General features: G+C 72.6%; 16 protein-coding genes. 6 read left to right on the top strand and 10 right to left on the bottom strand.

Annotated elements, in window-relative coordinates; all coding sequences use genetic code 11:
• Nucleotides 1-17 precede the first annotated feature (17 nt).
• Nucleotides 18-551 carry a type 1 glutamine amidotransferase domain-containing protein gene (locus AB0C46_RS31390; RefSeq protein WP_362831981.1) on the bottom strand — a complete coding sequence of 178 codons (534 nt, stop codon included), beginning with the start codon at nt 549-551 and terminating at the stop codon, nt 18-20.
• 252 nt (nt 552-803) lie between these two features.
• Here AB0C46_RS31390 and AB0C46_RS31385 point away from each other — a divergent pair, with 252 nt between their 5' ends.
• The 3 genes from AB0C46_RS31385 to AB0C46_RS31375 all read left to right on the top strand — a co-directional run bounded on the left by AB0C46_RS31385 (nt 804) and on the right by AB0C46_RS31375 (nt 4,095).
• The gene (locus AB0C46_RS31385) at nt 804-2,435 is read left to right on the top strand and encodes a PucR family transcriptional regulator (RefSeq protein WP_362831980.1); all 1,632 of its coding nucleotides are present in this window, start codon (nt 804-806) and stop codon (nt 2,433-2,435) included.
• 62 nt (nt 2,436-2,497) lie between these two features.
• The gene (locus AB0C46_RS31380; RefSeq protein ID WP_362831979.1) at nt 2,498-3,439 is read left to right on the top strand and encodes a metallophosphoesterase; all 942 of its coding nucleotides are present in this window, start codon (nt 2,498-2,500) and stop codon (nt 3,437-3,439) included.
• On the top strand, nt 3,436-4,095 hold the full coding sequence (locus tag AB0C46_RS31375; RefSeq protein WP_362831978.1) for a 4'-phosphopantetheinyl transferase superfamily protein: 660 nt from the start codon (nt 3,436-3,438) through the stop codon (nt 4,093-4,095). The genes AB0C46_RS31380 and AB0C46_RS31375 overlap by 4 nt, the downstream gene beginning before the upstream one ends.
• 93 nt (nt 4,096-4,188) lie before the next feature.
• Here the strand turns inward: AB0C46_RS31375 and AB0C46_RS31370 are convergent, their stop codons facing one another.
• From AB0C46_RS31370 to AB0C46_RS31360, 3 genes are read right to left on the bottom strand one after another with little or no spacing between them, the layout of a single operon-like run.
• The gene (locus AB0C46_RS31370) at nt 4,189-5,076 is read right to left on the bottom strand and encodes an SDR family oxidoreductase (RefSeq protein WP_362831977.1); all 888 of its coding nucleotides are present in this window, start codon (nt 5,074-5,076) and stop codon (nt 4,189-4,191) included.
• Nucleotides 5,077-5,136: 60 nt separating this feature from the next.
• Nucleotides 5,137-7,707: an FAD-dependent monooxygenase gene (locus AB0C46_RS31365; RefSeq protein WP_362831975.1), complete on the bottom strand. Its 2,571-nt coding sequence runs from the start codon at nt 7,705-7,707 to the stop codon at nt 5,137-5,139.
• Between the two features lie 4 nt (nt 7,708-7,711).
• Nucleotides 7,712-14,962 (bottom strand): amino acid adenylation domain-containing protein, encoded by a 7,251-nt coding sequence (locus AB0C46_RS31360; RefSeq protein ID WP_362831974.1) that lies wholly within the window; start codon nt 14,960-14,962, stop codon nt 7,712-7,714.
• A 588-nt stretch (nt 14,963-15,550) separates the two neighbouring features.
• Between AB0C46_RS31360 and AB0C46_RS31355 the strand changes: the two genes are divergently transcribed.
• Complete coding sequence (locus AB0C46_RS31355) at nt 15,551-16,855, top strand: NPCBM/NEW2 domain-containing protein (RefSeq protein ID WP_362831973.1); 1,305 nt, start codon at nt 15,551-15,553, stop codon at nt 16,853-16,855.
• A 98-nt stretch (nt 16,856-16,953) separates the two neighbouring features.
• Here AB0C46_RS31355 and msrB read toward each other — a convergent pair whose 3' ends face one another.
• The 4 genes from msrB to AB0C46_RS31335 all read right to left on the bottom strand — a co-directional run bounded on the left by msrB (nt 16,954) and on the right by AB0C46_RS31335 (nt 20,416).
• Nucleotides 16,954-17,361, bottom strand: coding sequence for a peptide-methionine (R)-S-oxide reductase MsrB (gene msrB / locus AB0C46_RS31350; RefSeq protein ID WP_362831972.1), 408 nt, complete (start codon nt 17,359-17,361; stop codon nt 16,954-16,956).
• 16 nt (nt 17,362-17,377) lie between these two features.
• The gene (murC, locus tag AB0C46_RS31345) at nt 17,378-18,775 is read right to left on the bottom strand and encodes a UDP-N-acetylmuramate--L-alanine ligase (protein ID WP_362831970.1); all 1,398 of its coding nucleotides are present in this window, start codon (nt 18,773-18,775) and stop codon (nt 17,378-17,380) included.
• Nucleotides 18,776-18,954: 179 nt separating this feature from the next.
• The gene (locus AB0C46_RS31340; protein ID WP_362831968.1) at nt 18,955-19,452 is read right to left on the bottom strand and encodes an indole-3-glycerol phosphate synthase; all 498 of its coding nucleotides are present in this window, start codon (nt 19,450-19,452) and stop codon (nt 18,955-18,957) included.
• 139 nt (nt 19,453-19,591) lie between these two features.
• Complete coding sequence (locus AB0C46_RS31335) at nt 19,592-20,416, bottom strand: dihydrofolate reductase family protein (protein ID WP_362831966.1); 825 nt, start codon at nt 20,414-20,416, stop codon at nt 19,592-19,594.
• Between the two features lie 67 nt (nt 20,417-20,483).
• Between AB0C46_RS31335 and zapE the strand changes: the two genes are divergently transcribed.
• A complete protein-coding gene (gene zapE, locus AB0C46_RS31330) occupies nt 20,484-21,602 on the top strand; it encodes a cell division protein ZapE (RefSeq protein WP_362831965.1) in 1,119 nt (372 codons plus the stop codon).
• A 110-nt stretch (nt 21,603-21,712) separates the two neighbouring features.
• Nucleotides 21,713-23,080 (top strand): alkaline phosphatase PhoX, encoded by a 1,368-nt coding sequence (locus AB0C46_RS31325; protein WP_362831963.1) that lies wholly within the window; start codon nt 21,713-21,715, stop codon nt 23,078-23,080.
• A 197-nt stretch (nt 23,081-23,277) separates the two neighbouring features.
• On the opposite strand, the gene AB0C46_RS31320 is transcribed toward AB0C46_RS31325, so the two are convergent.
• Nucleotides 23,278-23,946, bottom strand: coding sequence for an ABC transporter (locus AB0C46_RS31320; RefSeq protein WP_362831961.1), 669 nt, complete (start codon nt 23,944-23,946; stop codon nt 23,278-23,280).
• Entirely contained in the window at nt 23,943-24,881 is a 939-nt protein-coding gene (locus tag AB0C46_RS31315) for an ABC transporter ATP-binding protein (protein WP_362831959.1), read from the bottom strand. Before AB0C46_RS31315 ends, AB0C46_RS31320 begins: the two co-directional genes overlap by 4 nt.
• Nucleotides 24,882-24,929: the final 48 nt, after the last annotated feature.

The following is a 24,929-nucleotide window of genomic DNA, read 5'->3' as shown; positions in this document are numbered from 1 at the left end:
ACCGGCCCTGGGGACCCTCAGTGCGAGAATTCCGAGACGAACGCCGCGCAGAAGGCCTCCAGATCGCCCGGCTTCCGGCTGGTGATCAGGGTGTTCGGTCCGGCGGTGCAGATCTTGACCTGCTCGTCGACCCAGGTGCCGCCCGCGTTGCGGATGTCGGTCCGCAGGCTCGGCCAGGAGGTCAGCGTGCGGCCCCGCACCACATCGGCCTCGATCAGCGTCCACGGTGCATGGCAGATCGCGGCCACCGGCTTTCCGGCGTCGAAGAAGGACTTGACGAACGCCACGGCCCGCCGGTCCAGCCGCAGCGCGTCCGGGTTGGCCACCCCGCCGGGCAGCACCAGGCCGTCGAAGTCCGCCGCGGTCGCCTCGTCCACCGTCAGATCGACGGGGAAGGTGTCCGCCTTGTCCAGGTGGTGGAACGCCTGCACCTTGCCCGCACCGGGGGAGACCAGCGTCGGGCCGCCGCCCGCGTCGGTCACCGCCTGCCACGGCCGGGTCAGCTCGACCTGTTCGGTGCCCTCGGAAGCCACCAGAAAAGCCGCCTGCATACCGAGCTCACGTCCCTTCGTCGGGTCGAGAAGCGGGGAGGGTCCCCCACTCCCACACTTCTCGACCATAACGCCACCGGGCCCGCGCTCATCCGCCGGACGGGGGCACCTCCGGCCCCGGGCGGCGCTCCCGGCAGCTGCCGCCGCCCGGCCGTCCGCTCCGTCCGCCACGCCGCCCGGACCGGCTGACCGGACAGGACCGGACGATCGCCCAGGTGTCCATCGCAGCCCCATCTGCTGGACACTGTGTCTATGCCCCTGCATATCTCCGACCTGCTGGCCCGGCCCGATCTCAATCTGTCGGTCACCTACGACGTGCCGCCGCGGCTGCTGGCCCGCACGATCGAAGCGGCCACAGTCTCGGATCTTCCGGCGCCCGGAAAGTGGCTGCAGGGCGGCGAACTCCTCATGACCATCGGCCTGCTGCTGCCGAAGGAGCCGGCCGCGTGCCGGGCGTACGTCCGGGATGTGGCCGAGGGCGGGGCGGCCTGTCTGGCGCTCGGCCTGGGGCAGGGACTGCCGTACCAGCAGGCACCGGAACCGCTGGTGACCGCGGCCGAGCAGGCCGGTCTGCCGCTGCTGACGGTGCCGGACGAGGTGCCGTTCATCGCCGTCACCAAGGCGGTCTTCGCCGCACGGGCCGAGGAGCAGCGCGCGCTGCTGCAGCGGGCGTTCGCGACCCAGCGGCGGCTGACCGCCGCGGCGACCGGCGACGGGCTGCGGCCGATGCTGGCGGAGTGGACCGCCGCCACCGGGGTCGGCGCGGCGGTGTTCGACCCGCTGGGGCGGCTGCTCGCGGCGGGTGAGCGGGCGCCGCGGACGCCGTCGGCACAGGCCCGGGATCTGATCGAACGGGTCGCCGCGCGGGGACTGCGCGGCAGCGCGTCCAGCACGGCCGCCGGGCAGCAGCTGGAGGTACAGCCGCTGGGGGCGCGCCGGCTGCGGGGTCTGCTGCTGCTGACCGGCCGTCCGGACGACGCCGCCCGTTCGGTCGTCCCCGGGCTGGTCTCGCTGCTCTCCCTGGAGCTGGAGCGCCGTCACCTCCGCGATGAGCCGGAGCGCCGCCGCAGGTCGGCGCTGCTTTCGGAGCTGCTGGCGGACGAGGATCCGGCCGCCGAGCGGGCCCGGGACATGCTGCGCTCGGTGGGGCTGACGGCCGAGCGGGTGCGGGGTGTCGTGGTGGCGGCGGGGGGCGGTACGGGCGGCCGTACGGCCTCCGGCGGGCCGGGGGTCTCCGCCGGGGCGGGGACCGGCGCCGGGGCGGCGGACGGCGGCGCGCAGGAGATGGCCGCCGATCTGGCGCTGGCGATGCCCGGTGGCCTGGTCAGGGTCGTGGACGGGGCACCGGGCGCGGTCATCGAGGCGGTGGTGGGCGAGGACCTGGACATCCGTGATGTGCTCGCCCGCTTCGCCCCGCGCTGCCCGGCCGGCATCGGTCCGGCCACCACCCCCGAAGCGGTACGGGTGTCCCTGCGCCAGGCGACGGGCCTGCTCGCCGTCAGCCGGTCGAGCGGCGAGCCCGCGGAGGCCCGGCAGAGCCAGGCCAGCCGGCTCCTGCTCGACCTCGGCGACCCCCGTACGCTGCACGGCTATGCCGACACCGTGCTCGGCCCGCTCGATCTCGCGGACAACGGCGAGGAGTTGACCGCCACCCTCGCGGCCTGGCTGGAGACCGGCGGCGCCTGGGACGCCACCAGCCGGCGGCTCGGCGTGCACCGGCACACCGTGCGCAACCGCCTCGACAAGGCCATGGACCTCACCGGCCGCCGCCTCGACGACCCCGACGACCGTTTCGACCTGTGGCTGGCCACCCGCATCCGCCGCGGCGGCGCTTCCGCCACCGGGGCCGGCGGCCGGCCGCCCGCACCGCCGCCAGGCCGGTGACGCACCGCACCTCCGACCGGCCCGCGCTTCACTCTCGCGCCCGCACCGTCTTTACTTCGATAATGACCTACGAGATCCGCACCCCGACACCCGGCGCCGCCGGACCCGCCGCCGCGGCCGGCTCCTCGCACGGCAGCGGACGCGGCAGATTGGTGGCCGTCAGCGATCTGCACGTCCGCTACAAGGAGAACCGCGACATCGTCGAGGGGCTGAGACCCGAGTCCGACGACGACTGGCTGCTGGTCGCCGGCGACGTCGGGGAGTTCGTCTCCGACATCCGCTGGGCGCTCTCGCTGCTCAGCAGCCGCTTCGCCAAGGTGGTGTGGGTGCCCGGCAATCACGAGCTGTGGACCCCGGCCCAGGATCCGGTGCAGCTGCGCGGCGTGGCACGCTACGAGCATCTGGTGGACATCTGCCGGGAGTTGGGCGTCCTCACCCCCGAGGACCCGTATCCGGTCTGGGAAGGCGCCGGCGGTCCGGTCGTCATCGCACCGCTGTTCCTCCTCTACGACTACACCTTCCGGCAGCCGGGGACGACGTCCAAGAAGGAGGCGCTCGCCCGGGCCGAGAAGAACGGGGTGGTGTGCACCGACGAGCACTTTCTGCATCCGGACCCGTATCCGACGCGGGAGGCGTGGTGCCGGGCGCGGGTGGCCGCCACCGAGGCCCGGCTCGCCGCCGTTCCGGAGGAGCTGCCCACCGTGCTCATCAACCACTGGCCGGTGGTGCGCGAGCCCACCCGGCCCCTGTGGTACCCGGATTTCGCGCTGTGGTGCGGTACGGAGGCGACCGCCGACTGGCCGCGCCGCTTCCGTGCCGCCACCGTGGTCTACGGCCACCTCCACATCCCGCGGCTGATGGTGCTGGACGGCGTACCGCATCAGGAGGTATCGCTCGGCTATCCGCGGGAATGGCAGCGCCGGGCCGCCGCGCCGGGCCGCCCGGTCCAGATCCTGCCCATGCCGGCCACGGTCGGCTCCGGCACCACCGGGAGCCCCGCATGATCGACAAGCTGCTGCCGGCCCCGGTCAGGACCGCCGAGGCCTTCGACGACGCGCCGCTGTCCGAGATGTTTCCCGAGGAGTGGGCCCAGGTGGCCAACGCCGTGCCCAAGCGGCAGCGGGAGTTCGGCACCGTACGCGGCTGCGCCCGCCGGGCACTGGCCGAACTGGGCTTCGCCCCCGCGCCGCTGCTCCCCGGCCCCAACCGGGAGCCGCAGTGGCCGGCGGGCGTCGTCGGCGCCATGACGCACTGCGCCGGCTACCGCGCCGTGGCGGTGGCCCGCTCGTCGGAGGTACGGACGATCGGCCTGGACGCGGAGCCCAATCTGCCCGTGAGCGACCCCGGGGTGGTCGACCTCGTCACCCTCCCCGAGGAACGCGCCCAGCTCCGCCGGCTGGCCGCCCTGCAGCCCGAAGTCTGCTGGGACCGCCTGGTGTTCAGCGCGAAGGAGAGCGTCTACAAGGCGTGGTTCCCGCTCACCCGCCGCTGGCTCGACTTCGAGGAGGCCCGCCTCACTCTCGACCCGACCAACGCCACCTTCACCGCCCAGCTGCTCGTCCCCGGCCCCGTGGTCGACGGCAGGGAACTCAAAGAATTCAGCGGCCGGTGGCTCGTCGGGTCGGGGTTGGTGGTGACGGCGATCGTGGAAATGGTGTGACGCCTCACCGGCTGCCCGCGGCGGGAACCGCGCTCGGGCAGCCGTCCACCACCGCGACGGCATGGAGATCGCGCGCCGCAAACCTGACCGGCCCTATTGGTCCTTGGTGACCGGGCTGAGGCCGCGGTCCAGGGCGGCGTCCGGCAGCAGCCGCGACAGTGCTGCGGCTGCCCACGCATCGGTGCCGACGCAGTAGCGGGTCCGGGGCCGGGGGGCGGTCAGTGCCCGGAAGACGGTGCGTGCGAAGTCCTCCGGCCGCGTGGTGCTCGACTGCGCACGTCGCTCGTTCATCCGCAGGAACTGTGCGAAGGACGCTCGGTAGAGGCCGGCGATGTCCTCGGGGGCCTTGTTCAGGATCTCCTCGCCGGCCTCCCGCACCTTGTCCCAGATCGGGGTCGCGATCGCGCCCGGCTGCACGACGGAGACCGAGACGCCGAAGGGCCGCAGCTCGCGGCGGAGTGCATCGCTCATTCCCTCCTTCGCGAACTGCCCCGTCGCATATACGCCGAGGTAGGGAATCGCCATGCTGCCCAGACCCGAGGAGATATTGACGATGCGCCCGCGGCTGCGGCGCAGCTGCGGCAGGAAGGCCTGGGTGACGGCGACCGCACCGACGACGTTGGTGTCCAGCTGCTGTCGCAGCCGTTCGGGCGGCACGCACTCCAGGGGTGCCGAGACGCACGTACCGGCGTTGTTCACCAGCGCCCACACGCCCTGCTCGCCCACGGACTGGGCAACCTCCGCCGCAGCCGCCCGAATCGACTCCTCGTCGGTCACGTCCATGAGCACCGGCCGCAGCCGCGCCGAGGACGCCTGGGCGCGCAGGCTCTCGCCGTCCTCCGTCGTGCGCACTCCGGCGAAGACGCGGAAGCCGCGCTCTTCCAGCCGGAGCGCGCACTCCTTGCCGAGCCCGGAGGAGGCGCCGGTGATGACGACGGCGCGTCCGGCCGGAGGCAGGAGCTTGGGCTGACGGTGTAACAATGCGTTCTCCTTCGGTGGTGGGGTATTTCGGTGGTGGCGTATACGGCCTGGCCGACCGGTTCAGCCGGAGACGTCGGCCCCGCCGGACCCGCCGGACCCGGCCGACACCGCGGACAGCAGGGTGCGGACGGACATGTCGGCGATGTGGTGTGCGCGCGGTGCCGGAACGAGGCCCTCGATGTAGCTGAAGTTCCAGGCGAGTTGGCTGTGACTGGTGAGGGCGGTTGCCACGATGGCGCCCGCCACCGAGATGCCCGCGACGAGCTGGGTATCGGAGACGCGCCAAGGGCCCACCCGGTCCGGGAAGCCGGATCGGCCGAGGTTGGAAAGACACAGGTTGAGCGGCCCCTGTTCGTCCATGGCGCGCATGAACGCCTCACCATCGGCCGCTGTCCTGGGCCCCGCCCGGTCCAGCAGGTTGACCAGGGACAGGTGTTCCGCACGCCTCCGGCGGTCCGCCAGGTCCCGGCTTATGGCGCGGGCCATGGGCCAGAGCGGCATGCCGGGACGGTAGCGGACGCGGGAGGGGAGGGTGGCCGCGTAGGTACCGGCCTCGTCGTAGGAAACGGCGGGGTCCAGTTCGTCGCGGAAGTCGAGTGGCGAACCGATCGAGAAGTGGGCTGGTTCCGGCGTCCCCGCCTCCCGGGCGACGGCGGTCACCATGGCGGCGGCGAGGGCTCCGTGCACCGTGGCCTCGTGCTGCTTGCAGGCGCCCACGAGCAGCTCCAGTTGGCTGACGGTGAGGGACCTGTGCACCATCCGGGTGCGCCGCCGCGCAAAGGGAACCGGATGGCTGGGGGTGACCCGCCGTGGCTGCAGCCGGCGGACCTCTTCCGCGTCACGCTCCATCAGAGCCGTGAGACCGGCGGCACCTGCCTCGCCCCGGTGGTGGCGCGGAAGCAGGTCTTCCGCGGCCGGCAGCGCCCGACGCGATGTACGCGACGGCTCCTCGCCGGTGCTCAGCTGCGCGGCGATGTCGATCCACTCCCTGAGCAGGGACAGCCCCGTCTTGCCGTCGGCTATGCAGTGCGTTGCGGTGAGCAGCAGGTCGTGGACGTCCTCCCGGCGCTCGGCACCCTCCCGGGTGATCACGGCGGCCCGCAGCAGCGGCCCGGTGCGCCCGTCGATGCCCTCGGCGAGCTCATGCTCGTCGACCTCGCGTTCCCACCGCGTGTCGGCCCCGGGGTCGGTGGCCGGCACCTGGACGTGGCGCAGCGGGATCGGCCGCCCGCCCACCGGACGGAACGCGAGGGCTTCACCCTCCGCGCCGCCGCTGATCGCGACGCGCAGCAGAGGGTGCCGGGACTGGAGCACGTCCAGGGCGCGGCGCAGCAGTGGCAGCTCCAGGGGGCCGTGGAGCCGGGTCCGGATGACACCGTTGAGCGGTGAGGTCCGGTCCGCGATCCAGTACCAGCGCTCCAGGGGGCTGAGGCTCCGCCGGACACGTGGTTCCGGGTCCGGGAGGCCGGGGAAGGTGAGCGCTTCCTCGTTCTGGCGGGCGAGCTCCTGCCGGGGCGTCAGCCGGAAGAAGTCATCCCGGACCTGCCGCTGTTCGGGGGTCTCGGCCTGCTCAAGGTCGCTCATCGAGCGGGACGCGGCGACCATGGCCCGGGTGCGGTCGCGGCGGCGGTCCTCGTATGTCCGCAGGGCGAGCGGCAGATCGTCGCACGCCCCGGGCTCGGCCAGGGTGTGGGCCAGGACCACGGCGTCTTCGATTGCCATGGCCGAACCCTGGCCGAGGGTGGTCAGCATGGGGTGCGCGGCGTCGCCGAGAAGGGTGACGCGGCCGTCTCCCCACCGTTCCAGGAAGGGGCGGTCGCGGGAGGGCACGGCGAGGATGTCCCCGGGCGGGGTGGCTTCGATCACCGCCCGCACCTCGTCGGCCCAGCCCTCGTATGCCTGGGCGATCTCGTCCTTGGTGCCGTCCCAGGCATGCGAGCGGGCGGCGGGCATGTTCTTGGTGCCCCACCAGTAGGAGCGGCCGTGGCCGATGTCGATGAGGCCGAAGCGCTGTCCGCTGCCCCAGTAGTGGCGCACGCTGCCCGGGGCGACGCGGGGGTGGTGGAAGGGGACGATGCCGAGCCAGCAGACATAGCCGCTGTCCTTTGACGTCTCCGGCCCGACGAGCCGGCCGCGTACGGCCGAGTGGAATCCGTCGGCGCCGACGAGGATGTCGCCGTGCGCCGAACGTCCGTCCTCGAATCGGACGGTCACGCCCGTATCGTCGGTCTCAAAGCCGGTCGCGGCGGCATCCAGGTGGATGGGGCAGTCCGCGGCCGCGTCCAGCAAGGCCTCCTGAAGGTCCGAGCGGCTCAGGCAGACGCTGGGCGCGCCGACCTTCTCGCAGACCTCCTTGAACGGCAGGTCCCTGATTTCCCGGCCGCGGTGGTCCATGACCGTGAAGGACTCCACGACCTGACCGCGCTTGTCCAGGCCGGGGTCGATGCCCAGTGCGGAGAGCGCGTTGACGGCGTTGGACATGACCGACAGGCCGGAGCCGGCGGCACGCAGCTCGGTGGCACGCTCGTACACCGCCACCTCGATCCCGACCCGCCGGAGTGCGATGGCGCAGGTCAGTCCGCCGATCCCGGCGCCGATGACGATGGCCTTCACAGGCCGATTTCTTGACATGACGTCAGTTCTCCTCAGGGGATCCGGCCGCGCCGGACCCGATCAGGCCCGCGACCGTCCTCGCCACATGTTCCACATACGGTTCTTCCATGATCGTGAGGTGGTCACCGGGCACGCCGATGACCTGGAGCGGGCCGTCGGTCATCTCACTCCAGCCGTTGGTCCGGTCCTCGTGACGGCTGCCGGCCGCGCCGTGCATCGAGGCGAGGACGTCCGGCAGCGGTTCCATGGCGCGGATCAGGGTGAGCCCCTGGTCCCCGGTCTCGGGCCGATAGTCCAGCGCCGCCCGCCAGTTCGCCTGATAGACGCGGAAGAGCCGGCGTATGACGGCCCCTGAACTGCCGGCCGGCAGCACGCCCGCATCGGTCGCGAGACGGGCGATGAAGTCGAACTTCTCCTCCAGCGAGGACAGTTCGCCCGGTATGACCTCCATCGGGGAATCGCCGCCGCGCTCCAGCCAGAGCAGTTCCCAGAAGAACCACCCCAGCAGCGCGTCATCGTCGTGATGGTGGCGCTGTCCCTGGTTCAGCGCGGTGGTGTCCAGGAGCACCAGCCGGGCTATGTCCTCGCCGGACGCCCGCAGCCGGCGGGCGATCTCGAAGGCGACGAAGCCGCCGAAGGACCACCCGCCGATGGTGTACGGACCATGCGGCTGCACCTTCCGCAGCGCGGCGACGTAACTGTCCGCGATCTCCTCGACGGTGCGCAGCGGCGTGGTGCCGGGGTCCGCCCCGGCGGCCTGGAGCGCGTACAGCGGCTGATCGTCCGGAAGGTGCCGGGCGAAGCGTACGTAGCACAGCACGTTGCCGCCCATGGGATGGACCATGAACAGCGGCGGGCGGGTGCCCTCCGGGCGGATCGGCACCAGTGGGTCGTAAGCGGCGACCGCGCCGCTCGTGCGCAGCCGCGCTGCGAGCCCGGCCACGGTGGGGGCCGCGATGAACTCCGACAGCGGGATGTTCACCCCGTAGCGCTGCTCGATCCGGACCACCAGCCGCATCGCGGTGAGTGAGGTGCCGCCCAGGTCGAAGAGGCTGTCGTGCACGCCGACGGCGGGCAGCAGCAGCAGGTCCGCCAGCATCTCGGCCAACCCGCGTTCGTAGGCGTCGCCCGGACCGGCCCCGGTGGCTTCGGCGGTGGGGGTGAGCGGGACCCGCCGCAGGGCGGCGTCGTCCCGCTTCCCGCTGGGGGTCAGCGGCAGATGCGTCATCCATTGCAGGTGGGAGGGCACCATGTGGTCGGGCAGCGCGGTGCGCAGCCGCGTGCGGATGCCGGCCAGGTCCGCGCTGGTGCCTTCGCCGACGAGGAAGGCCACGAGGAGGCCATGGCCGTTCTCCTGCTGCCGGGCCACCACCGCGGCGTCGCGCAGGCCCGGGTACTGCCCGGCGAGATCGGTGACGGCCAGTTCCACCTCGGCAAGTTCGACGCGGAAGCCGCGTACCTTGACCTGTGTGTCGGCCCGGCCGGCGTACGCGATCGTCCCGTCGGGCAGCACCAGGCCGAGGTCCCCGGTGTCGTAGAGCACCCGGTCCCCGCCCGCGAAGGGATGCGGAACGAAGCGCTCCTTGGTGAGGTCGGGGCGGCCTTCGTAGCCGTCGGCCAGGCAGCTGCCGCCGAGGTAGAGGGTGCCGCGCGCGCCGGCGGGCACCGGGCGCAGCCGGTCGTCCAGCACATGTGCCTCGGCGCCGTCGACGGGGCGTCCGATCGGGGGCAGCGTGGGGAACGCGGCCGGGTCTCCGGTCATGGTGAAGGCGGTGGCGACATGGGTCTCCGTCGGCCCGTACTGGTTCTCCAGGACAGCGCCCGGGAGCGCGGCGCACAGCCTGCGGATCTCGTGGGTGACGCGCAGCTGTTCGCCGGAGGAGATCAGCACCCGGAGTGCACGGGGGGTGATGTCCAACGCCTGTGCGGTCTCGGCCAGTTGCTGGAGTGCCACATAGGGGAGGAAGACCCGCTCGATGCCCTCGCGGTCGATCAGCCGCAGCAGCTCCGGTATGTCGCGCCGCTCGGCGTCGCCCACCAGGTGCAGCGTGCCGCCGGAGCACAGCGTGGAGAAGATCTCCTGGAAGGAGACGTCGAAGCTCAGCGGCGCATACTGAAGGGTGCCGCCGCCCGTGGCGCCGCTCGCGGCCTGTGTCTGCCAAGCCACCAGGCCTGCCAGGGAGCGGTGCGGCATGGCCACGCCCTTGGGCCGGCCGGTGGAGCCCGAGGTGAACAGGACGTAGGCGGTGCTGTCGGCGGGGATCTCTGCCGGCGGCTCCACGACCGGGCCCGTGGCCGGCTCGGTCACCGACTCGGCGGGCAGCAGCAGCGACGGGTCGCCGACGAGGTGGGCATGGGGAGCGTGGGCGATGACCCGGAAGGGCCGGGCCTGTTCCAGCATCGCGGCCAGCCGCTGAGCGGGGTAGCCGACATCCAGCGGTACCACGGCGCATCCGGCCCGCAGAACGCCCAGGATCACGGCGATCGTCTGCGGTGAGCGGTCCATGGCGATCCCGATCCGGGCCCGCGGCGGGGCGCCGAGCGCGCACAGCCGCCGGGCCACCAGATCAGCCACCTCGACGAGCCGTGCGTAGCTCCACAGCTCCGCTCCGCTCACCAGGGCCGTCGCGTCCGGCGTGCGGGCGGCCTGCCGTATGAAGCGTTCGACGACGGTGGGGTGGGGCGTGGTCCGGGCGAGAACCGGCCGGTCGGCGAGGAAGGCGAAGTCGGGCTCCGCGTGCGGGTCCTCCACCATCCGCCGCAGGACCTTCCGGTATCCGTCGGCGAAAAGGCGGGCCTGGTCGGCCGAGAATCCGTCGCCGTCGTAGTCGATCCGCAGCCACACGCGTCCGCCGTCCGGTTCGGTGACCGCGTTCACCAGGAGCCGGAAGCTGGTCTCTTCCCAGGTGCGGAAGTGCCGCAGCCGCACGCCCGGTAGGCGGAAGACCTCGGACAGCTGGTGGAAGTGCACATAGTTGAAGGCGGTGTCCAGGACGGGGCCGCCGTGGTCCTCCTGGATGGCGCTCAGCGGGTAGCGGCGGTGGGGGTGGCCGTCCTGTTCCTGCCGGAAGGCCTCGCGCGCCACCTCCAGCCATGCGGCCTGTGCGACGTCGAGACGCAGGGGCACCGTGTTCAGGAAGAGCCCGGCGGTGCGTTCCGCGTGGGCGAGCTCGGGCCGCCCGTGGGTGACCAGACCGGTGGTCACGTCGTGGGTGCCGGCAGACCCGGCAGACCCGGAAAGCCCAGCAGACCCGGAAAATCCGGAAAACATGGCCAGTGTCAGGCAGTGCGCCGTGAAGAGCACGGACTTCATGGGCAGGTGGTGCTCGGAGGCGAACTGCCGCACCTGTGCGACCAGCCCGTCGGGCAGGTCGGCGCAGTGCGCGTCCGGCGGCCCGTGGCCGGTGCCGGGCAGGTGCGTCCTGAACGCTTCGATCTGCAGGGGTTCGCAGCCGGTCAGCTTCTCCTTCCAGTACTGCCGCGCCGTCGCGGACCCCAGGGCGGCCAGCTCCTCCTGTACGCAGGACGCCGCCGAGGGCGGCGCTGTGCCGTCGACGGGACCGATGCCCAGTCCAAGACCGTGCGCGTAGTCCTGGAGGAGTTCCTGGAGCAGGTTCGCCACGCTGCCGCCGTCGAGCAGTGCGTGGTGGAAGCTGAGGACCAGGTCGACGGCGTCGGGCCGGAGGTGTGCCCGGAAGAGGTACAGCGGCGCCCGTTCGAAGACATAGGCGTGGCGGCGTCGTTCCTCGATGTGCGCGCGGACCTCGGCGTCGGCCGCGGCGCTGTCGCGCGCGCGCAGATCGACGATGTCCAGGCCACCGGGCGCCTGCGGGCGGACGATCTGCAACGGCTCGGAGCAGCCCGCCAGGTCGAAGGCGGAGCGCAGCGCCGGATGCCGTGCCACCAGCCGGTCGAACGACCGGCGGAACGCGTCCTCGTCCCAGGGGAGTTCGAGCGTGTACTGGAAGACGTCCTTGTACGTGGCCGAGGACTCGTGCCTGCGGCTGTGGTAGAGCAGGCCGAGCTGAAGCCGGGTGAGCGGCCAGGCGTCCTCGGCGCCTTCCAGACGGGCCCGGTCCATGCTGGACACGAGGGCGAACGGGGCGGGGGCACCGTCGCTCCCGGACGCGGTCAGGATCACGACGCAGCCGGCCAGCCCCGCCACCGTCGGGTTGCGGACGAGGTCGGTGAGGGAGAAGCGCAGGCCCCGGGCCTCGGCCTCGGCGCGCACCTTGAGCATGAGGATCGAGTCGCCGCCGAGCGTGAAGTAGTCGTCATGGACGCCGACGGTCTCCCGGTCCAGCACGGTGGCCCAGATCTCGGCCAGCGCGGCCTCGGTGGGGTTGCGCGGCTGCTGGCCGGTGGCCGGGTCCGCGGTGTCCTGGAGCGGGGGCAGCGCACGGCGGTCGGCCTTTCCGTTGGGGGTCAGCGGAATGGCGTCGATCCGTACGAAGGCGGCCGGGACCATGAACCCCGGCAGCGTCCGCGTGAGCTGGTCGCGCAGCTGCGCGGGGTCGATGGCGGCATCGGCGACGTAGTAGCCGGCGAGGTGGGTGCCGCGAGCGGCGGTGGTGTGGTCCACGACGATGGCGTCGCGGACGCCGGGGACCGACCGCAGGGCGCCCGCCACCTCGCCCGGCTCCACGCGGTTGCCCCGGATCTTGACCTGGCCGTCGATCCGGCCGAGATACTCCAGGGTGCCGTCCGCCAGCCATCGTGCGAGGTCGCCGGTGCGGTAGAGACGGTCGCCCGGTAGGAACGGGTCGTGGACGAACTTTTCGGCGGTCAGTGCCGGGCGGTCCAGATACCCCCGGGCGACACCGGCTCCGCCAATGCACAGCTCACCGGCGACGCCCACCGGCTGTGGCAGATCGTCGGGGCCCAGTACATACAGCCGGGTGTTGTCGATCGGCCGGCCGATCGGGACCCGCGGGACGCTCCGGGAAGGATCGCCCGGGCAGTCGTAGTACGAGACGTCGACCGTGGCCTCGGTCGGTCCGTACAGGTTCACCAGCCGTACGGGGCACTCCGCGCCGGATATGCCGGATGCGCCGAAGACGCCGTTGAACTGCTCGACCCGCGCCGGCGGCAGGGCCTCGCCGCTGCAGAAGACGTACCGCAAGGAGCGTACGCTCTCGCGCGCCTCCGGCAGTGCCTGGAGCAGGTCGAGGAACGGGCCGAGCATCGAGGGCACGAAGTGCACGACGCTGACCCGCTGTTCACGGATGGTCCGCAGGATCTCCCGCGGATCCTGCTGGCCGCCGGGCGGCAACAGGGCCACCGCGGCGCCCTCGACGGCCCACCAGAACAGCTCCCACACCGAGACGTCGAAGGAGACCGGGGTCTTCTGCAGCAGGACGTCGGCGTCGCCGAGCGGATAGCGGCGCTGCATCCACGCGAGGCGGTTGACCACGCTGTGGTGCTCCACCAACACGCCCTTGGGCCGGCCGGTCGAGCCGGAGGTGTAGATGACGTAGGCCAGATCGCGGGAGCCGCTGAGCGGTGGGAGCGGGGCCCCGCTGCCCTGCAGCAGCTCCTCGACATGCCGCACCTTCGCCCCTTCGGCCACCTCGGTGGTGGGGCCGTCGCCGTCCACGATCACCACCTTGGCGCGGCTGTCCGCCAGCAGGAACCGCACGCGTTCGGCCGGGTAACCCTGGTCCACCGGTACGTAGGCACCGCCGGCCTTCAGCGTGCCGAGGAGCGCCACCAGCAGCTGCGGCCCCCGCTCCATCATCACCGCGACCCGGTCGTCCGGGCCGACGCCCTCGGCACGCAGGGCCCGGGCGACCCGGTTGGCCCGATCGTCCAGTTCGGCGTAGGTCAGGGTCTCGCCCGTGGCAGCGACGACGGCGGTCTGCCCGGGGCGGCGGGCGGCCTGCTCCTCGAACAGGCCGTGGAGCGTGGCCTCGTCCGCATAGGGCACCTTCGGACCGTGGCTGCGCCCCGCGGTGAGGTCCTGGTGTTCGGCGGGCTCCAGCATCGGGACTGCCGACGCGGGCCGGTCCAGCATGTCCACGCCGTGTTCGAGCAGCGTCCTGAGGTGGCCGGCGACCGAGGCGATGGGCAGGTCCTCATCGAAGACGTCGAGGGCGTAGTCCAGGTCGACGTGGATGTCGGCCGTGTCGTCGAAGGCGCACACGACGACGCCCAGGGCGTCCTGTTCGTGCGAGGGGGCACTCAAGGCCGTCTGCCGTTCGACTCCCGGTATCGGTGCCGGCCGCGGCCAGTGCAGGTAGGAGAGCGTCACATCGAAGAGCCGGCGGGGGCCCTCAGCCGGCGGGGGCAGTTCGCCCAGGACGTCGCCCAGCGAGAGCCGTTCGTGGCGCCGGAGTGCCCGGGTCGCCTCCTGGGTCTCGGCAACCAGCTCCCGCACCGTCCGCCCGCCGTGTGCCGCGACCCGCAGCGGAAGGGTGTTGGCGAACTGGCCGAAGACGTCCTTGTGGTGATCCTCCGGCCGGTTGAGGAAGGGGACGCCGAGGACCACCTCCTCGCTGCGGTGCAGCCGCGTCAGCCAGGTACCGAACGTGGCGGCGAGGTACGCGAACGGCGAGAAGCCGGCGGCCCGGACCCGGTCGGCGAGCCGGCCCTCGACGACGAACGAGTGGCGGCCGCGGCCGCTCCCGTCCGCCGTGCGCGTGAAGAGCGCGGGCGCCACACCGGCGAGGGCTTCCCGGTGGAAGGCGCGGTCGCGGTCACCGTCGGCGCCGGCACGATAGGCGGCTTCCTCCTCGACGAACGCGAGGTAGGAGGACGGCTCGTGACGGCCGGTGTGCTCCAGGCTGCCATCCGTGGCCCGCGTGTAGTCCTCAAGGATCTCGTGGCTCAGGCGATTGAGGGTCCAGCCGTCGGCGACGATGTGGTGCGCCTTGATGTGCAGATGTGTGACGTCCGGGCTCTCCAGGAGCAGCGTGGCTTCGACCAGGGTGCCGCCGTCCGTGAGCGGCAGTGCCGTCGCCATCGAGCGCCGCATCCATTCGGCGCGCGCGACGTCCGGTTCGGGCTCCTGAGCGAAGTCGACCCTGCTGACCCGGATGCCCTCGCCCGCCACCCACTGGAAGGGCGTCCCCGCGCTCTCGCCGAACCGCAGCCGGAAGGTCTCGTGGCGGTGCAGCGCGCGCTCGGTGCGGTCGGCGAGCGTGTCGTGGTCGACGCCGCCTCGCAGACGTTCGTGGAGGACGCAGTTGAACTGCGGTGATTCCGGAGCCTGAGAACCGGCGGCCCAGATATCCCGTTGATACGCCGTCAGCGGGCTCTGCGCGTCCTCGTTCACCCGTACCTGCCTTCCATGGAGGGCTGCTCCGTCAGCCGCGGTCCCCGTCTTGATCAACATCATGCCTACCGGCGAGGAGAATCGCGGCAGCCCGGAGAGCGGCGGGGCATCGGACGATGAAATCGCGCCAAGGACCGCGAGTGTCCATCAGAAGCACATATCAGACTCGGTAGTTCGGTGACCTACCGGAGTGGCCTCTTCCGCTAGTCGGAGCCAGCAGCCTCCTTGACGTGCTCGCTACACCAGCCGGAAGTTGTCCGAATCCATGAGGGGGCGCAGGAGGCGGGCGGGAAGTGCTACAGGGACGGCGGGAGTACCCCCTACCCGGCAGCCCGCTCGACGGGCACGGGGCACGGGGCACCTTCGGCGCTCGTCATGAAGGCCGCTGCCTTGCGCGGAAGGTGACAGGAATGAGCAACGGCCACCGGAGCATGGGAAGATCGCATCCCCGGAGGTCCGGCCACCTCACGCCGCGTCACATCCCTTCCCTTCCGCACCACTCGGCGGCAACGACGGGTCGCCGGAGCCCGCCACGCCGTACGGTGTTTTCAATGATCGTCAGGACGTTGAAGGGTCAGTAGCCCACTCATGCAAGAGCAATTCGACACATTCGGTGGGACAGCGCCCTCCGACACCGAGCTGGTCCGGCGTATCCGTGCGGCGGCCCGGCCCGGCGGCCGTGTGTCGGCCGGCCCGTATGGCACCCCGGTTCCGGACGGCGCGGCCGGGGCGGGCGAGGATGCCCTCAACGAGTTCCACCGCCGGCACTACGCCGCCGTACTGGCCTACGCCCGCGACTGCTGCCGGTCCTCGCAGGCGGCAGCCGATCTGACGAAGGAAGCCATCAACGGCGTCCTGCACTCCCCCGGCCCGGAAGCGGCTTCCGATGCGGCCTGGCGGGACAGCTTGCTGGCGGCGGTACGCCACACCGCCGCCGCCTGGCACCAGCATTCCCGGAACACCGAGCTGCGGGACGACTTCGCGTCCTGGCTGGCCGCCCAGCCGGGGGAAGGCCCCGGCCCCGCGGACGGTGCCCGGCCGCACCCGGCCGAAGGTGGCCGGCCGGCCGGCGCCGGCGGCGTGCCCACGGCCGGTATGAGCTTCTCGGGGACGGTCCCGTCCGGCGCGCCGGACAAGCCCCGGCGGGCGCGGTTCTCACCGGCGCGGATCACCGTGCTGGCGGTCGCCGTGGCCGTCCTGGCCGGCGTCGCGATATCCGCCGGCCCGCTGTTCGGCTCTTCGCGGCACGATGCCGAGGCCGGCGGCCCCGCACCGTCCGGACACGCGTCGGCGCCCGCTCCGGACCGGTCGCCGACCACCTCCCCCAAGGGCTCGGCAAGCGCATCCCGCTCGGCGTCCGGCTCCCCGGACCCCACCCCCAGCGCGGCGTCGAAGCGTCCGAAGCCGCGGCACCCGTCGTCCAAGAAGCCATCGCCCTCCGCGCGCCCGGGCCACAAGAGCAAACCGCCGGCCCACACCACTTCACTGACCGCCCGGCAGTGGATTGCCAGCAGCGACAGCTTCGGGCCCGCGCGGGTGAACAGCAGCATCGACGGGCATCCCCTCACCATCCAGGGAGCCGGCTACCCGCAGGGTCTGGGCGCCCACGCCGACAGCCAGCTCCTCTACGACCTCGGTGGCTCGTGCTCCGCCCTCACCGTGGATGTGGGCCTCGACGACGAGGTGGGCGCGAACGGCTCCGTGGTCTTCCAGATCTACCGGGACACCACCTTGGTCGCCGACAGCGGGCTGATGACCGTCGACCAGCCCGCCAAGCGCCTCACCGCGGATCTCTCCGGCGGCAGCCAGCTGCGGCTCGTGGTCACCGACGGCGGCAACGGGAACGACTCCGACCACGCCGACTGGGGCGGCCCGCAGCTCACCTGCCGCTGATCCGGCCACCGGACAGCGGCCGGATCAGCACGGCCCGCCCGTGGACCGCCGGCCCGGCGTCCAGGGGCGGGGCCGCTCCATGCCGTCCGGCGCGCCGCTCACCGCTCGTCCGGAGCCAGCCGCAGCGAGATCGAGTTGATGCAGTACCGCTGATCGGTGGGGGTGGCATACCCCTCGCCCTCGAAGACGTGCCCGAGATGCGAGCCGCACCGGGCACACCGGACTTCGGTGCGCACCATGCCGTGGGAGCGGTCCGCGATGAGCTCGACGGCGTCGGAATCCTTCGGGTCGTAGAAGGACGGCCAGCCGCAGTGGCTCTCGAACTTGGTGTCGGAGCGGAAGAGCTCGGCGCCGCAGGCGCGGCAGGAGTAGACGCCCTCGGTCTTGGTGTCGGTGTATTCGCCGACGAAGGCGGGCTCGGTGCCGGCCTGGCGGAGCACCTGGTACTCGGCGGGGCTCAGCTCGGCGCGCCACTGCTCGTCGGGCTTGTCGATCTCGTACGGCATCTGGGGCCTCCTCAGCTCAGCTGCCCAGGCGGGACAGGATGGCGGGGCCGAGGTCGGTCACATCGCCCGCGCCCATGGTGAGAACAAGGTCACCGGGCTTCGCCATTCCGGCGATGACGCCCGGGACGGCGTTCTGGTCGGTCTCGGGGGTGACATCGGCGCCCGCGGCGCGCGCGGCATCGATGATCAGGGCGCTGGTGACGCCCGGGATCGGGTCCTCACGGGCCGGGTAGATGTCCAGGACGACGGAGGCGTCGGCGAGGGCGAGGGCCTGGCCCATCTCCGTGCCCAGCTCCTGGGTGCGGGAGAAGAGGTGCGGCTGGAAGACGACCAGCACGCGGGCGCCCTCGGCGGCGCCGCGGATCGCTTCCAGGTCGGCGGTCATCTCCGTGGGGTGGTGTGCGTAGGAGTCGATGACCTGCACGCCGGCCGCCTCCCCCATGAGCTGGAGGCGGCGCTTGACGCCGGTGTACTTGCCGAGCGCGGAGGCGAGGTTGTGCGGCGGGAGGCCCAGCGCGACGCCGGCGGCCAGCGCGGCGACGGCGTTGTGGGCGTAGTGCCGGCCCGGGACGGAGACTGTGAAGGTGAGGATCTTGCCGCTGGTGAGGGTGACGGTGACATCGCTGGTCAGGCCGCGGGGGTTGACCTTCAGGATGCGGACGTCGGCGTCCGCGGACTCGCCGTAGGTGACGACCTCGATGTCATGGCGGCCGGCGATCTTTTCGGTCAGCTCACGGGCGCCGGGGTGGTCGGCGGCGATGACCAGGGTGCCGCCGGGGCGGATGCGGCCGACGAAGGTCTCGAAGGACTCGTAGATCTCGTCCATCGAGGCGTAGTTGGCGTGGTGGTCCAGCTCCACGTTGAGGATGATGGCGACCTCGGGGGCGTACTTGTGGAAGCTGCGGTCGCTCTCGTCCGCCTCCGCGACGAAGATGTCGCCCGAGCCGTGCTCGGCGTTGGACCCCGGGGCGTCGAGGTCGCCGCCGATGGCGTACGACGGCTTGAGGCCGAGGGCGCCGAGCGAGACCGCGAGCATGGAGGTCGTGGTCGTCTTGCCGTGGGTGCCGGCGACGGCGATGGGGCGCAGGCCGTCCATGAGGGAGGCGAGCGCGTCGGAACGGTGCACGACGGGGATGCCGCGCTCATGGGCGGCGGCCAGCTCGGGGTTGTCGGGGCGGATCGCGGAGGAGACGACGACGCTGGTGGCGTCCTCGGCGAGATGCCCGGCGGCATGGCCGAGGTGGACCGTGGCGCCGAGGGCGCGCAGGGCCTGGGCGGTCGCGGAATCCTTGGCGTCGCTGCCCGCCACCCGGGCCCCGCGCTGCGCAAGGATCTTGGCGATGCCCGACATACCGGCTCCGCCGATGCCGATGAAGTGCGGCCGGTCCATCGAGGCTGGGATGGCGGGTGCCATGGGCGGGTCTCCCTGATGTCGATCGTCGCGAGCGGTGGTGCGGTGGTTCGGTCGTGCTGTCGATGATTCTCGCACCCGGCACCGACAGAGCCGGTCCGCGGACCCGGCCGGGTGCGGTCCCCGGTGCGAAGCCCGGTGGTCAGCGGCGGATCAGGCCCTGTGCGGGTGGCGGGGGCCCCTCAGCCGCCGGAAGTGCCCTGAGGCTGGTCGTCCGCCGCGTGCGAGAAGAGTTTGAGGACCGGGACGCCGACCCTGTGACGGGCGCGGGAGGCCCAGTCGCGGTGGAAGAACTCCTCGACGAAGTGCGGGGTGGTCAGCACGATCACCTCGTCCGCGCCGGTCTCGTCGACGATGGACCGCAGCAGGTCCAGCGGATGGTCCTCGACCACCTGCCCGACGGCCTCCGAACCGGCGTCGCGCAGCGCCTGCAGGGTGTGCGCCAGGGCGAGCTCGGCGGGGGCCTCGGCCTGGCGGCCGCCCGGCTCCTCGGCCTCCCGTACGGCGTCGTCGAACTCGCCGAGGGCGACGTCGTCGATGGCCCGCAGCAGCACGTCCTGCTTACCGCGCGGCTGCATGAGCACGACGAACGAGATCCGGTCATCGCCGTGCAGGGTGGTCACAAACTCCACGTCGGCGGGCGTCAGAGGCTTCTCGATCATCAATACGCTCGTGAACACGACGGACGCCCTTCTTCTCTTCGGGGCGCCGCATGGCACGGCGCCCGACAGACACCATCCTGCCCCGTCGCCACACGGGACCTGTCGCCTTTTAGTGTGCCCAACGGAAGCTAAGCGGAACAGATAGTTCCGCCGATTGTCAGGACCGACGGTAGCGAGTGAACAGGAACCCGGCCTCTTCCAACACCGATGCCAGGGCGAACCGCTCCGGAACCGCGACGGCGGGACCGTTCATGATCCTCGGCGCGTCGCCCACGGCGACCACCGGAGCCAGCGACAGACACATCTCGTCCAGCGCATCGGCCGCCGCCAGCTGCCCCAGCAGCCTCGGCCCGCCCTCCGTCAGCAGCCGGTGGTGGCCCCGCCCGGCCAGCACCCCGGCCACCCGGGCCGGATCGACACCCAGCCCCTCCCCGGCGAACAGCACCTCGGCGCCGGCCGCGCGGGCCCGGTCCACCCGGTCCGCCGGCGCCCCCGCACCGGTCACCACCACGGTGGGCACCTGCGGCCCGGTGAACAGCGGCAGGGTGAAGTCCAGCCCGAGGCCGGCGGTCACCACGGCGATGGCAGGGGCCGGGCCCTGGCCGGCGGCGGCCCGGCGGGCGGCGAACGCCTCCCGGGCACGGGCCGGCCGGTAGCCCTCCTGCCGCACCGTCTCCGCCCCCACCACCACGGCATCCGCGAGCGCCCGCAGCACCCCGAAGATCCGCATGTCGGCTGCGCCGGACAGCGGCTGCGAGCGGCCCTCGTGATGGGCCGCGCCGTCCAGGGAGGACACCATGTTCGCCCGCAGCCAGCCGGTGCGCCCGGAGCGCGCCGGGTCGTCCGCCGCCGGGTACGCATAGGCGTCGGCCAGCTCGTCCAGCGTCCACTCACGGTCCGTGGAGTCGGTCGTCCCCGCCCCACTGCTGTCGAGGTCAGGGGCCGGAACGGGCGGGGCAGGGAGCGGGAACAGGCGTCGCATGGCGGCAGTGTGACATGCCTCGCTCACCGGACCGGCGGGTGCCGCACACGAGATAGGCTGGACGGCTGTGTCGCCTTCCCAGCACTCCTCCCCGCAGCCCGACCCGACAGCCGGACTCCCGGCCGACGGGGACGACGCGGTGCCCGCCGCGCTCACCACCCGTGCCCCGCAGGTCCCGGCCGACCGCCTGGTCGCCGAGATGGTGCCGCCGCCGCGCTTCCAGGGCGCCCGCTTCGACACCTACATCCCGGATGCGAAGCAGCCCAGCCAGGCCGAGGCCGTACAGGTCCTGAGCGACTTCGCGGACAGCATCGACGCCGGGCGGGCGGGCGCGGCCAAGCGGCGCTGGTTCGCCAGGAAGCCGGCGGCCCCCCAGGGCCCGCGCGGGGTCTACCTGGACGGCGGTTACGGCGTCGGCAAGACCCATCTGCTCGCCTCCCTGTGGCACGCCACCCCCGCCCCGGCCGAGCGCAAGGCCTTCGGCACCTTCGTCGAGCTGACCAACCTCGTCGGCGCGCTCGGCTTCCAGCAGACCGTCAAGACGCTCGGCGACCACAAACTGCTGTGCATCGACGAGTTCGAGCTCGACGACCCCGGTGACACGGTCCTGGTCTCCACCCTGCTCGGCAAGCTGGTGGACGCCGGGGTGGCGCTGGCCGCCAGCTCCAACACCCTCCCCGGCAAGCTCGGCGAGGGCCGGTTCGCCGCCGCCGACTTCCTGCGCGAGATCCAGGGGCTGAGCGCCCACTTCCGTCCGCTGCGCATCGACGGCGAGGACTACCGTCACCGCGGTCTGCCCGAGGCGCCCGCCCCGTACGACGACGAGACCGTCACGCGCACCGCGTACCGCACCCCGGGCGCCTCTCTCGACGACTTCCCCTCCCTGCTGGAGCATCTGTCCAAGGTGCACCCCAGCCGCTACGGCGCCATGTGCGACGGCATCGAGGCGGTCTGCCTCACCGATGTCCAGGCGGTGCCCGACCAGTCCACGGCGCTGCGGCTGGTCGTCCTCGCGGACCGGCTCTACGACCGTGAGGTGCCGGTGGTGACGTCCGGCAAGGCCTTCGACGAGCTGTTCAGCGACGAGATGCTGCGCGGCGGCTACCGCAAGAAGTACTTCCGGGCGATCTCCCGGCTGACGGCGCTGGCGCGCGACGCGGGCACCCTGGTGACCGACGCCCGGTAGGCGGATCAGCGGCAACACCCGGTTGGTGCCCGCCGCCCGGTTCCCGGCGGCCCGGCCGCGTGGTACACACGAGCGGATCACGCCACCTGTCCGCCAACAGGGAGTTGCCCATGTCCGCGACACGACGTCAGATCCTGGCACGCACCGGTGCACTGGGGGCGGGAATCGCCTTCTCCGGAAGCCTCACGGAGCTCTTCGCGGGGACCGCGACCGCCCAGAGCATGGGACAGCGCGGCTACGGCCCGCTGGTCCCCGACCCGGACGGCCTGCTCGACCTCCCCCGGGGCTTCCGCTACCGGGTCCTGTCCCGGGAGGGCGACCCGCTGCCGTCGGGAGAGGGCAAGGTGCCCAGCAACTGTGACGGCATGGCGGCCTTCCCCGGGCGCCGCGGCGGCACCCACCTCGTCCGCAACCACGAGAACCGTACGGGCTCCCGCCAGGCCGTCCCCAGGGTCCGCGATCTGACCTACGACCCCGGTGGGGAGGGCGGCTGTACGGCCCTCGAACTCGACCGGGACAACAAGGTGCTCTCGGAGCGGGTCGCCATCGCCGGCACCTCCACCAACTGCGCGGGCGGCCCCACCCCCTGGAACACCTGGCTGACCTGTGAGGAGACCGAGTTCCGGGCCGGTGAGGAGAACTACACCAAGGACCACGGCTTCATCTTCGAGGTCGATCCGTACGACCCGCGGCGCACCGGAGCCGTCCCGCTGACCGCGATGGGCCGCTTCCAGCACGAGGCGATCGCCGTGGACCCCGGCACCGGCATCGTCTACGAGACCGAGGACGCCTTCGAGAAGCCCTTCGGCCTCTTCTACCGCTTTCTGCCCGAGAAGCCGATGGGCGGCCGTGGTTCGCTCCGGGCCGGCGGCCGCCTCCAGGCACTGCGTGTCCCCGGAGTGCCCGACCTCTCCACCATCCAGCGGCCCGGCACCACCTTCGACCACGTCACCTGGGTGGATGTGCCCGATCCGCTCGCCCGTGAGACCCCGATCCGCTTCCAGGACTTCGGCCCTCAGGGCATCACCCACGCCCAGAAGCTGGAGGGCTGCTACTGGGGCGGCTCCTGCGTCTACTTCGTCTCCAGCTTCGCGCACCGCGAGGACGGCTCGGCGGCCGACCACTACGGCCAGATCTGGAAGTACGACCCGAAGAAGCGGCGGCTCACCCAGGTCATCGTCTTCGGCCCGGACACCGATCTCCAGCTGCCCGGCGAGTCCCCCGACAACATCTGCCTCGCGCCCAGCGGCGGACTGATGGTGTGTGAGGACGGCGAGGGCGCCCAGCATGTCTTCGGTCTCACCCGGCGCGGCGAGGTCTATGCGATGGCGCGCGGCCGGCAGAACATCGGCACCCCGCAGAAGCCGGAGTGGGGCGAGTTCGCCGGAGTGACGTTCTCGCCCGGCCACCGGACGATGTATGTCAATTGCTATACGCCGGGGACGACGTTCGCGGTGACCGGGCCCTGGCACCACTGAGGCCCACTCGGGTCGGCCGGGAGCAGGGGCGAACCGCGGCTACCCCCACCCCACCGCGGACCGCGGCTCCCCCCCCACCCCCGAACCCACCCCCGCCCCCTCCCCCGAAGGGGGGAGGGGGAGGGGGCGGGGGAGAGCCCGCGGCCCCGCTCAGCCGCACCCCGGCTCAGCCACACCCCGGCTCAGCCGCCCCCCGCTCAGCCGCGCCGCGAGCTGAGGGCGCACGCGGCTGCGGTGGCGGCGGCCGCGATCAGGGCGGTGACGGCGAGCGGCAGCCAGGGGGCGCTGATCGTCCCGTGGAGGGAGCCGGTGACCAGTCCCGATACGGCGGCGTTGGCGGGCGAGGCGCCCAGCACCAACAGCAGCAGGGCGGCGACCAGGCCCGCCGGGATGCTCCAGCCGGTGCTGCGCAGCACCGGCCAGTTGCTCAGCGCGCCGACGGCGGTGCCCATCAGCAGACACACCAGCGCGGCGAGCAGCGCGGCGAGGGCCGCGGGCAGGACCGGAACGGCCACCTGGTGGTTGTTGGAGCGCGGGTCCGCCAGCAGTACGACCACTGCCGTACCGATGAGCGCGAGCAGCAGCCCGGTGCCGGCCGCGGTCAGCACACAGGCGAGGTGCACCCGGCCCGGCCCGGCGGCGGCCGCGGCGCAATTGCGGGCGGCCGGCGGCTCGTTGGTGACACAGACCCGGGTCAGCCATACGGTGGCCGGCAGCAGGCCGCCGACGGCCCAGCCGAATGTGTTGAGGAGCGGGTCGCCGATCCGGATGCCGATGGCCAGCCAGGCGGCGTAGAGGATGACCGGCGGCAGCCAGCGGTGCGAGCCGATGAGCAGTGCCGTCTGATAGCGGAGGAGAGCGATCACGGGAGGGGGGCCTCGTGGGGTGTGGGGGCGTCGTCGGTGACCGGGGCGGTACCGGGGGCGGTACCGGGGGCGCCGTGCGGCAGTGGGGCGGCGGTGACCGCGCGGATGTGCCAGGGCGGACGGGCGGTGAGCAGGGCGCGCAGCAAGGCGTCGGAGTGGACGGCCGGTACCGTCAGCCGGGTCGTCCCGTCCGGTCCGGACGCGATCTCCGGTGCGCCGGGCAGGTGCGGCGCACCGTCGGACGGCAGGTCCCCGGGTGCGCCCTCGGCCTCGATGAGGACGCGGGGGCCGGCCGCGGCCGTCGTACCCGCCGCCGGGCCGCGCCCCTCATGGGCCAGCAGCCGTCCGTCCGTGACCCGGTAGCGGGCGTCGGCGGCGCCCGCGAGCCGCTGCGGGTCATGGTCGACGAACACGACGGTGCCGCCGTCCGCAACCCGTTCGGCGACCGCATGGTCGAGCACCTCGCGCGCGCTCCGGTCCAGACCGGTCCAGGCCTCGTCCAGGACCAGGAGGCCGGGCTCGGCGAGCAGCGCCTGGGCGACCGCGACCTTCTGGCTCGTCCCCTTGGACAGCTCGGACAGCCGGGTTCGCGCATGCCCGGCCGCCCCGAAGCGTTCGAGCCACTCGGTGGCGCGGCGGGCCGCGGTGGGGCCGGGCAGGCCGTGGATGCGGCCGAGGTGGGTGAGGTAACCGGCGGCGGTGAAGGGCAGGGCGGCCGGGAAGCGTTCGGGTACATACGCGGTGCGCGGGCGGCCGGTGATCCGTCCGGTGCTGGGCCGGTCGATCCCGGCGAGCAGCCGCAGCAGGGTGGATTTCCCGCTGCCGTTGGTCCCCTCGACACGCAGCAGTGCGCGAGTGGGCACGTCGAGATCCACCTCCCGCAGCACCCAGGGGCCGCGCACCCCGTACCGCCGTCCCACCCCGTCCAGCCTCATACGTTCCGGCACCTCCGCTGTCTCCGCGCGGCCACCGCCGCCCCGTCG

The organism is Streptomyces sp. NPDC048637 (assembly GCF_040650675.1).
GTDB lineage: Bacteria > Actinomycetota > Actinomycetes > Streptomycetales > Streptomycetaceae > Streptomyces.
This window is presented reverse-complemented; position numbering and strand designations above follow the sequence as displayed.

Bases quoted from the DNA above. Each gene is read 5' to 3' on its own strand.
- AB0C46_RS31390 (WP_362831981.1), bottom strand. From the start codon at position 551: ATGCAGGCGGCTTTTCTGGTGGCTTCCGAGGGCACCGAACAGGTCGAG.
- AB0C46_RS31385 (WP_362831980.1), top strand. From the start codon at position 804: ATGCCCCTGCATATCTCCGACCTGCTGGCCCGGCCCGATCTCAATCTG.
- AB0C46_RS31380 (WP_362831979.1), top strand. From the start codon at position 2,498: ATGACCTACGAGATCCGCACCCCGACACCCGGCGCCGCCGGACCCGCC.
- AB0C46_RS31375 (WP_362831978.1), top strand. From the start codon at position 3,436: ATGATCGACAAGCTGCTGCCGGCCCCGGTCAGGACCGCCGAGGCCTTC.
- AB0C46_RS31365 (WP_362831975.1), bottom strand. From the start codon at position 7,707: ATGTCAAGAAATCGGCCTGTGAAGGCCATCGTCATCGGCGCCGGGATC.
- AB0C46_RS31355 (WP_362831973.1), top strand. From the start codon at position 15,551: ATGCAAGAGCAATTCGACACATTCGGTGGGACAGCGCCCTCCGACACC.
- msrB (WP_362831972.1), bottom strand. From the start codon at position 17,361: ATGCCGTACGAGATCGACAAGCCCGACGAGCAGTGGCGCGCCGAGCTG.
- murC (WP_362831970.1), bottom strand. From the start codon at position 18,775: ATGGCACCCGCCATCCCAGCCTCGATGGACCGGCCGCACTTCATCGGC.
- AB0C46_RS31335 (WP_362831966.1), bottom strand. From the start codon at position 20,416: ATGCGACGCCTGTTCCCGCTCCCTGCCCCGCCCGTTCCGGCCCCTGAC.
- AB0C46_RS31325 (WP_362831963.1), top strand. From the start codon at position 21,713: ATGTCCGCGACACGACGTCAGATCCTGGCACGCACCGGTGCACTGGGG.
- AB0C46_RS31315 (WP_362831959.1), bottom strand. From the start codon at position 24,881: ATGAGGCTGGACGGGGTGGGACGGCGGTACGGGGTGCGCGGCCCCTGG.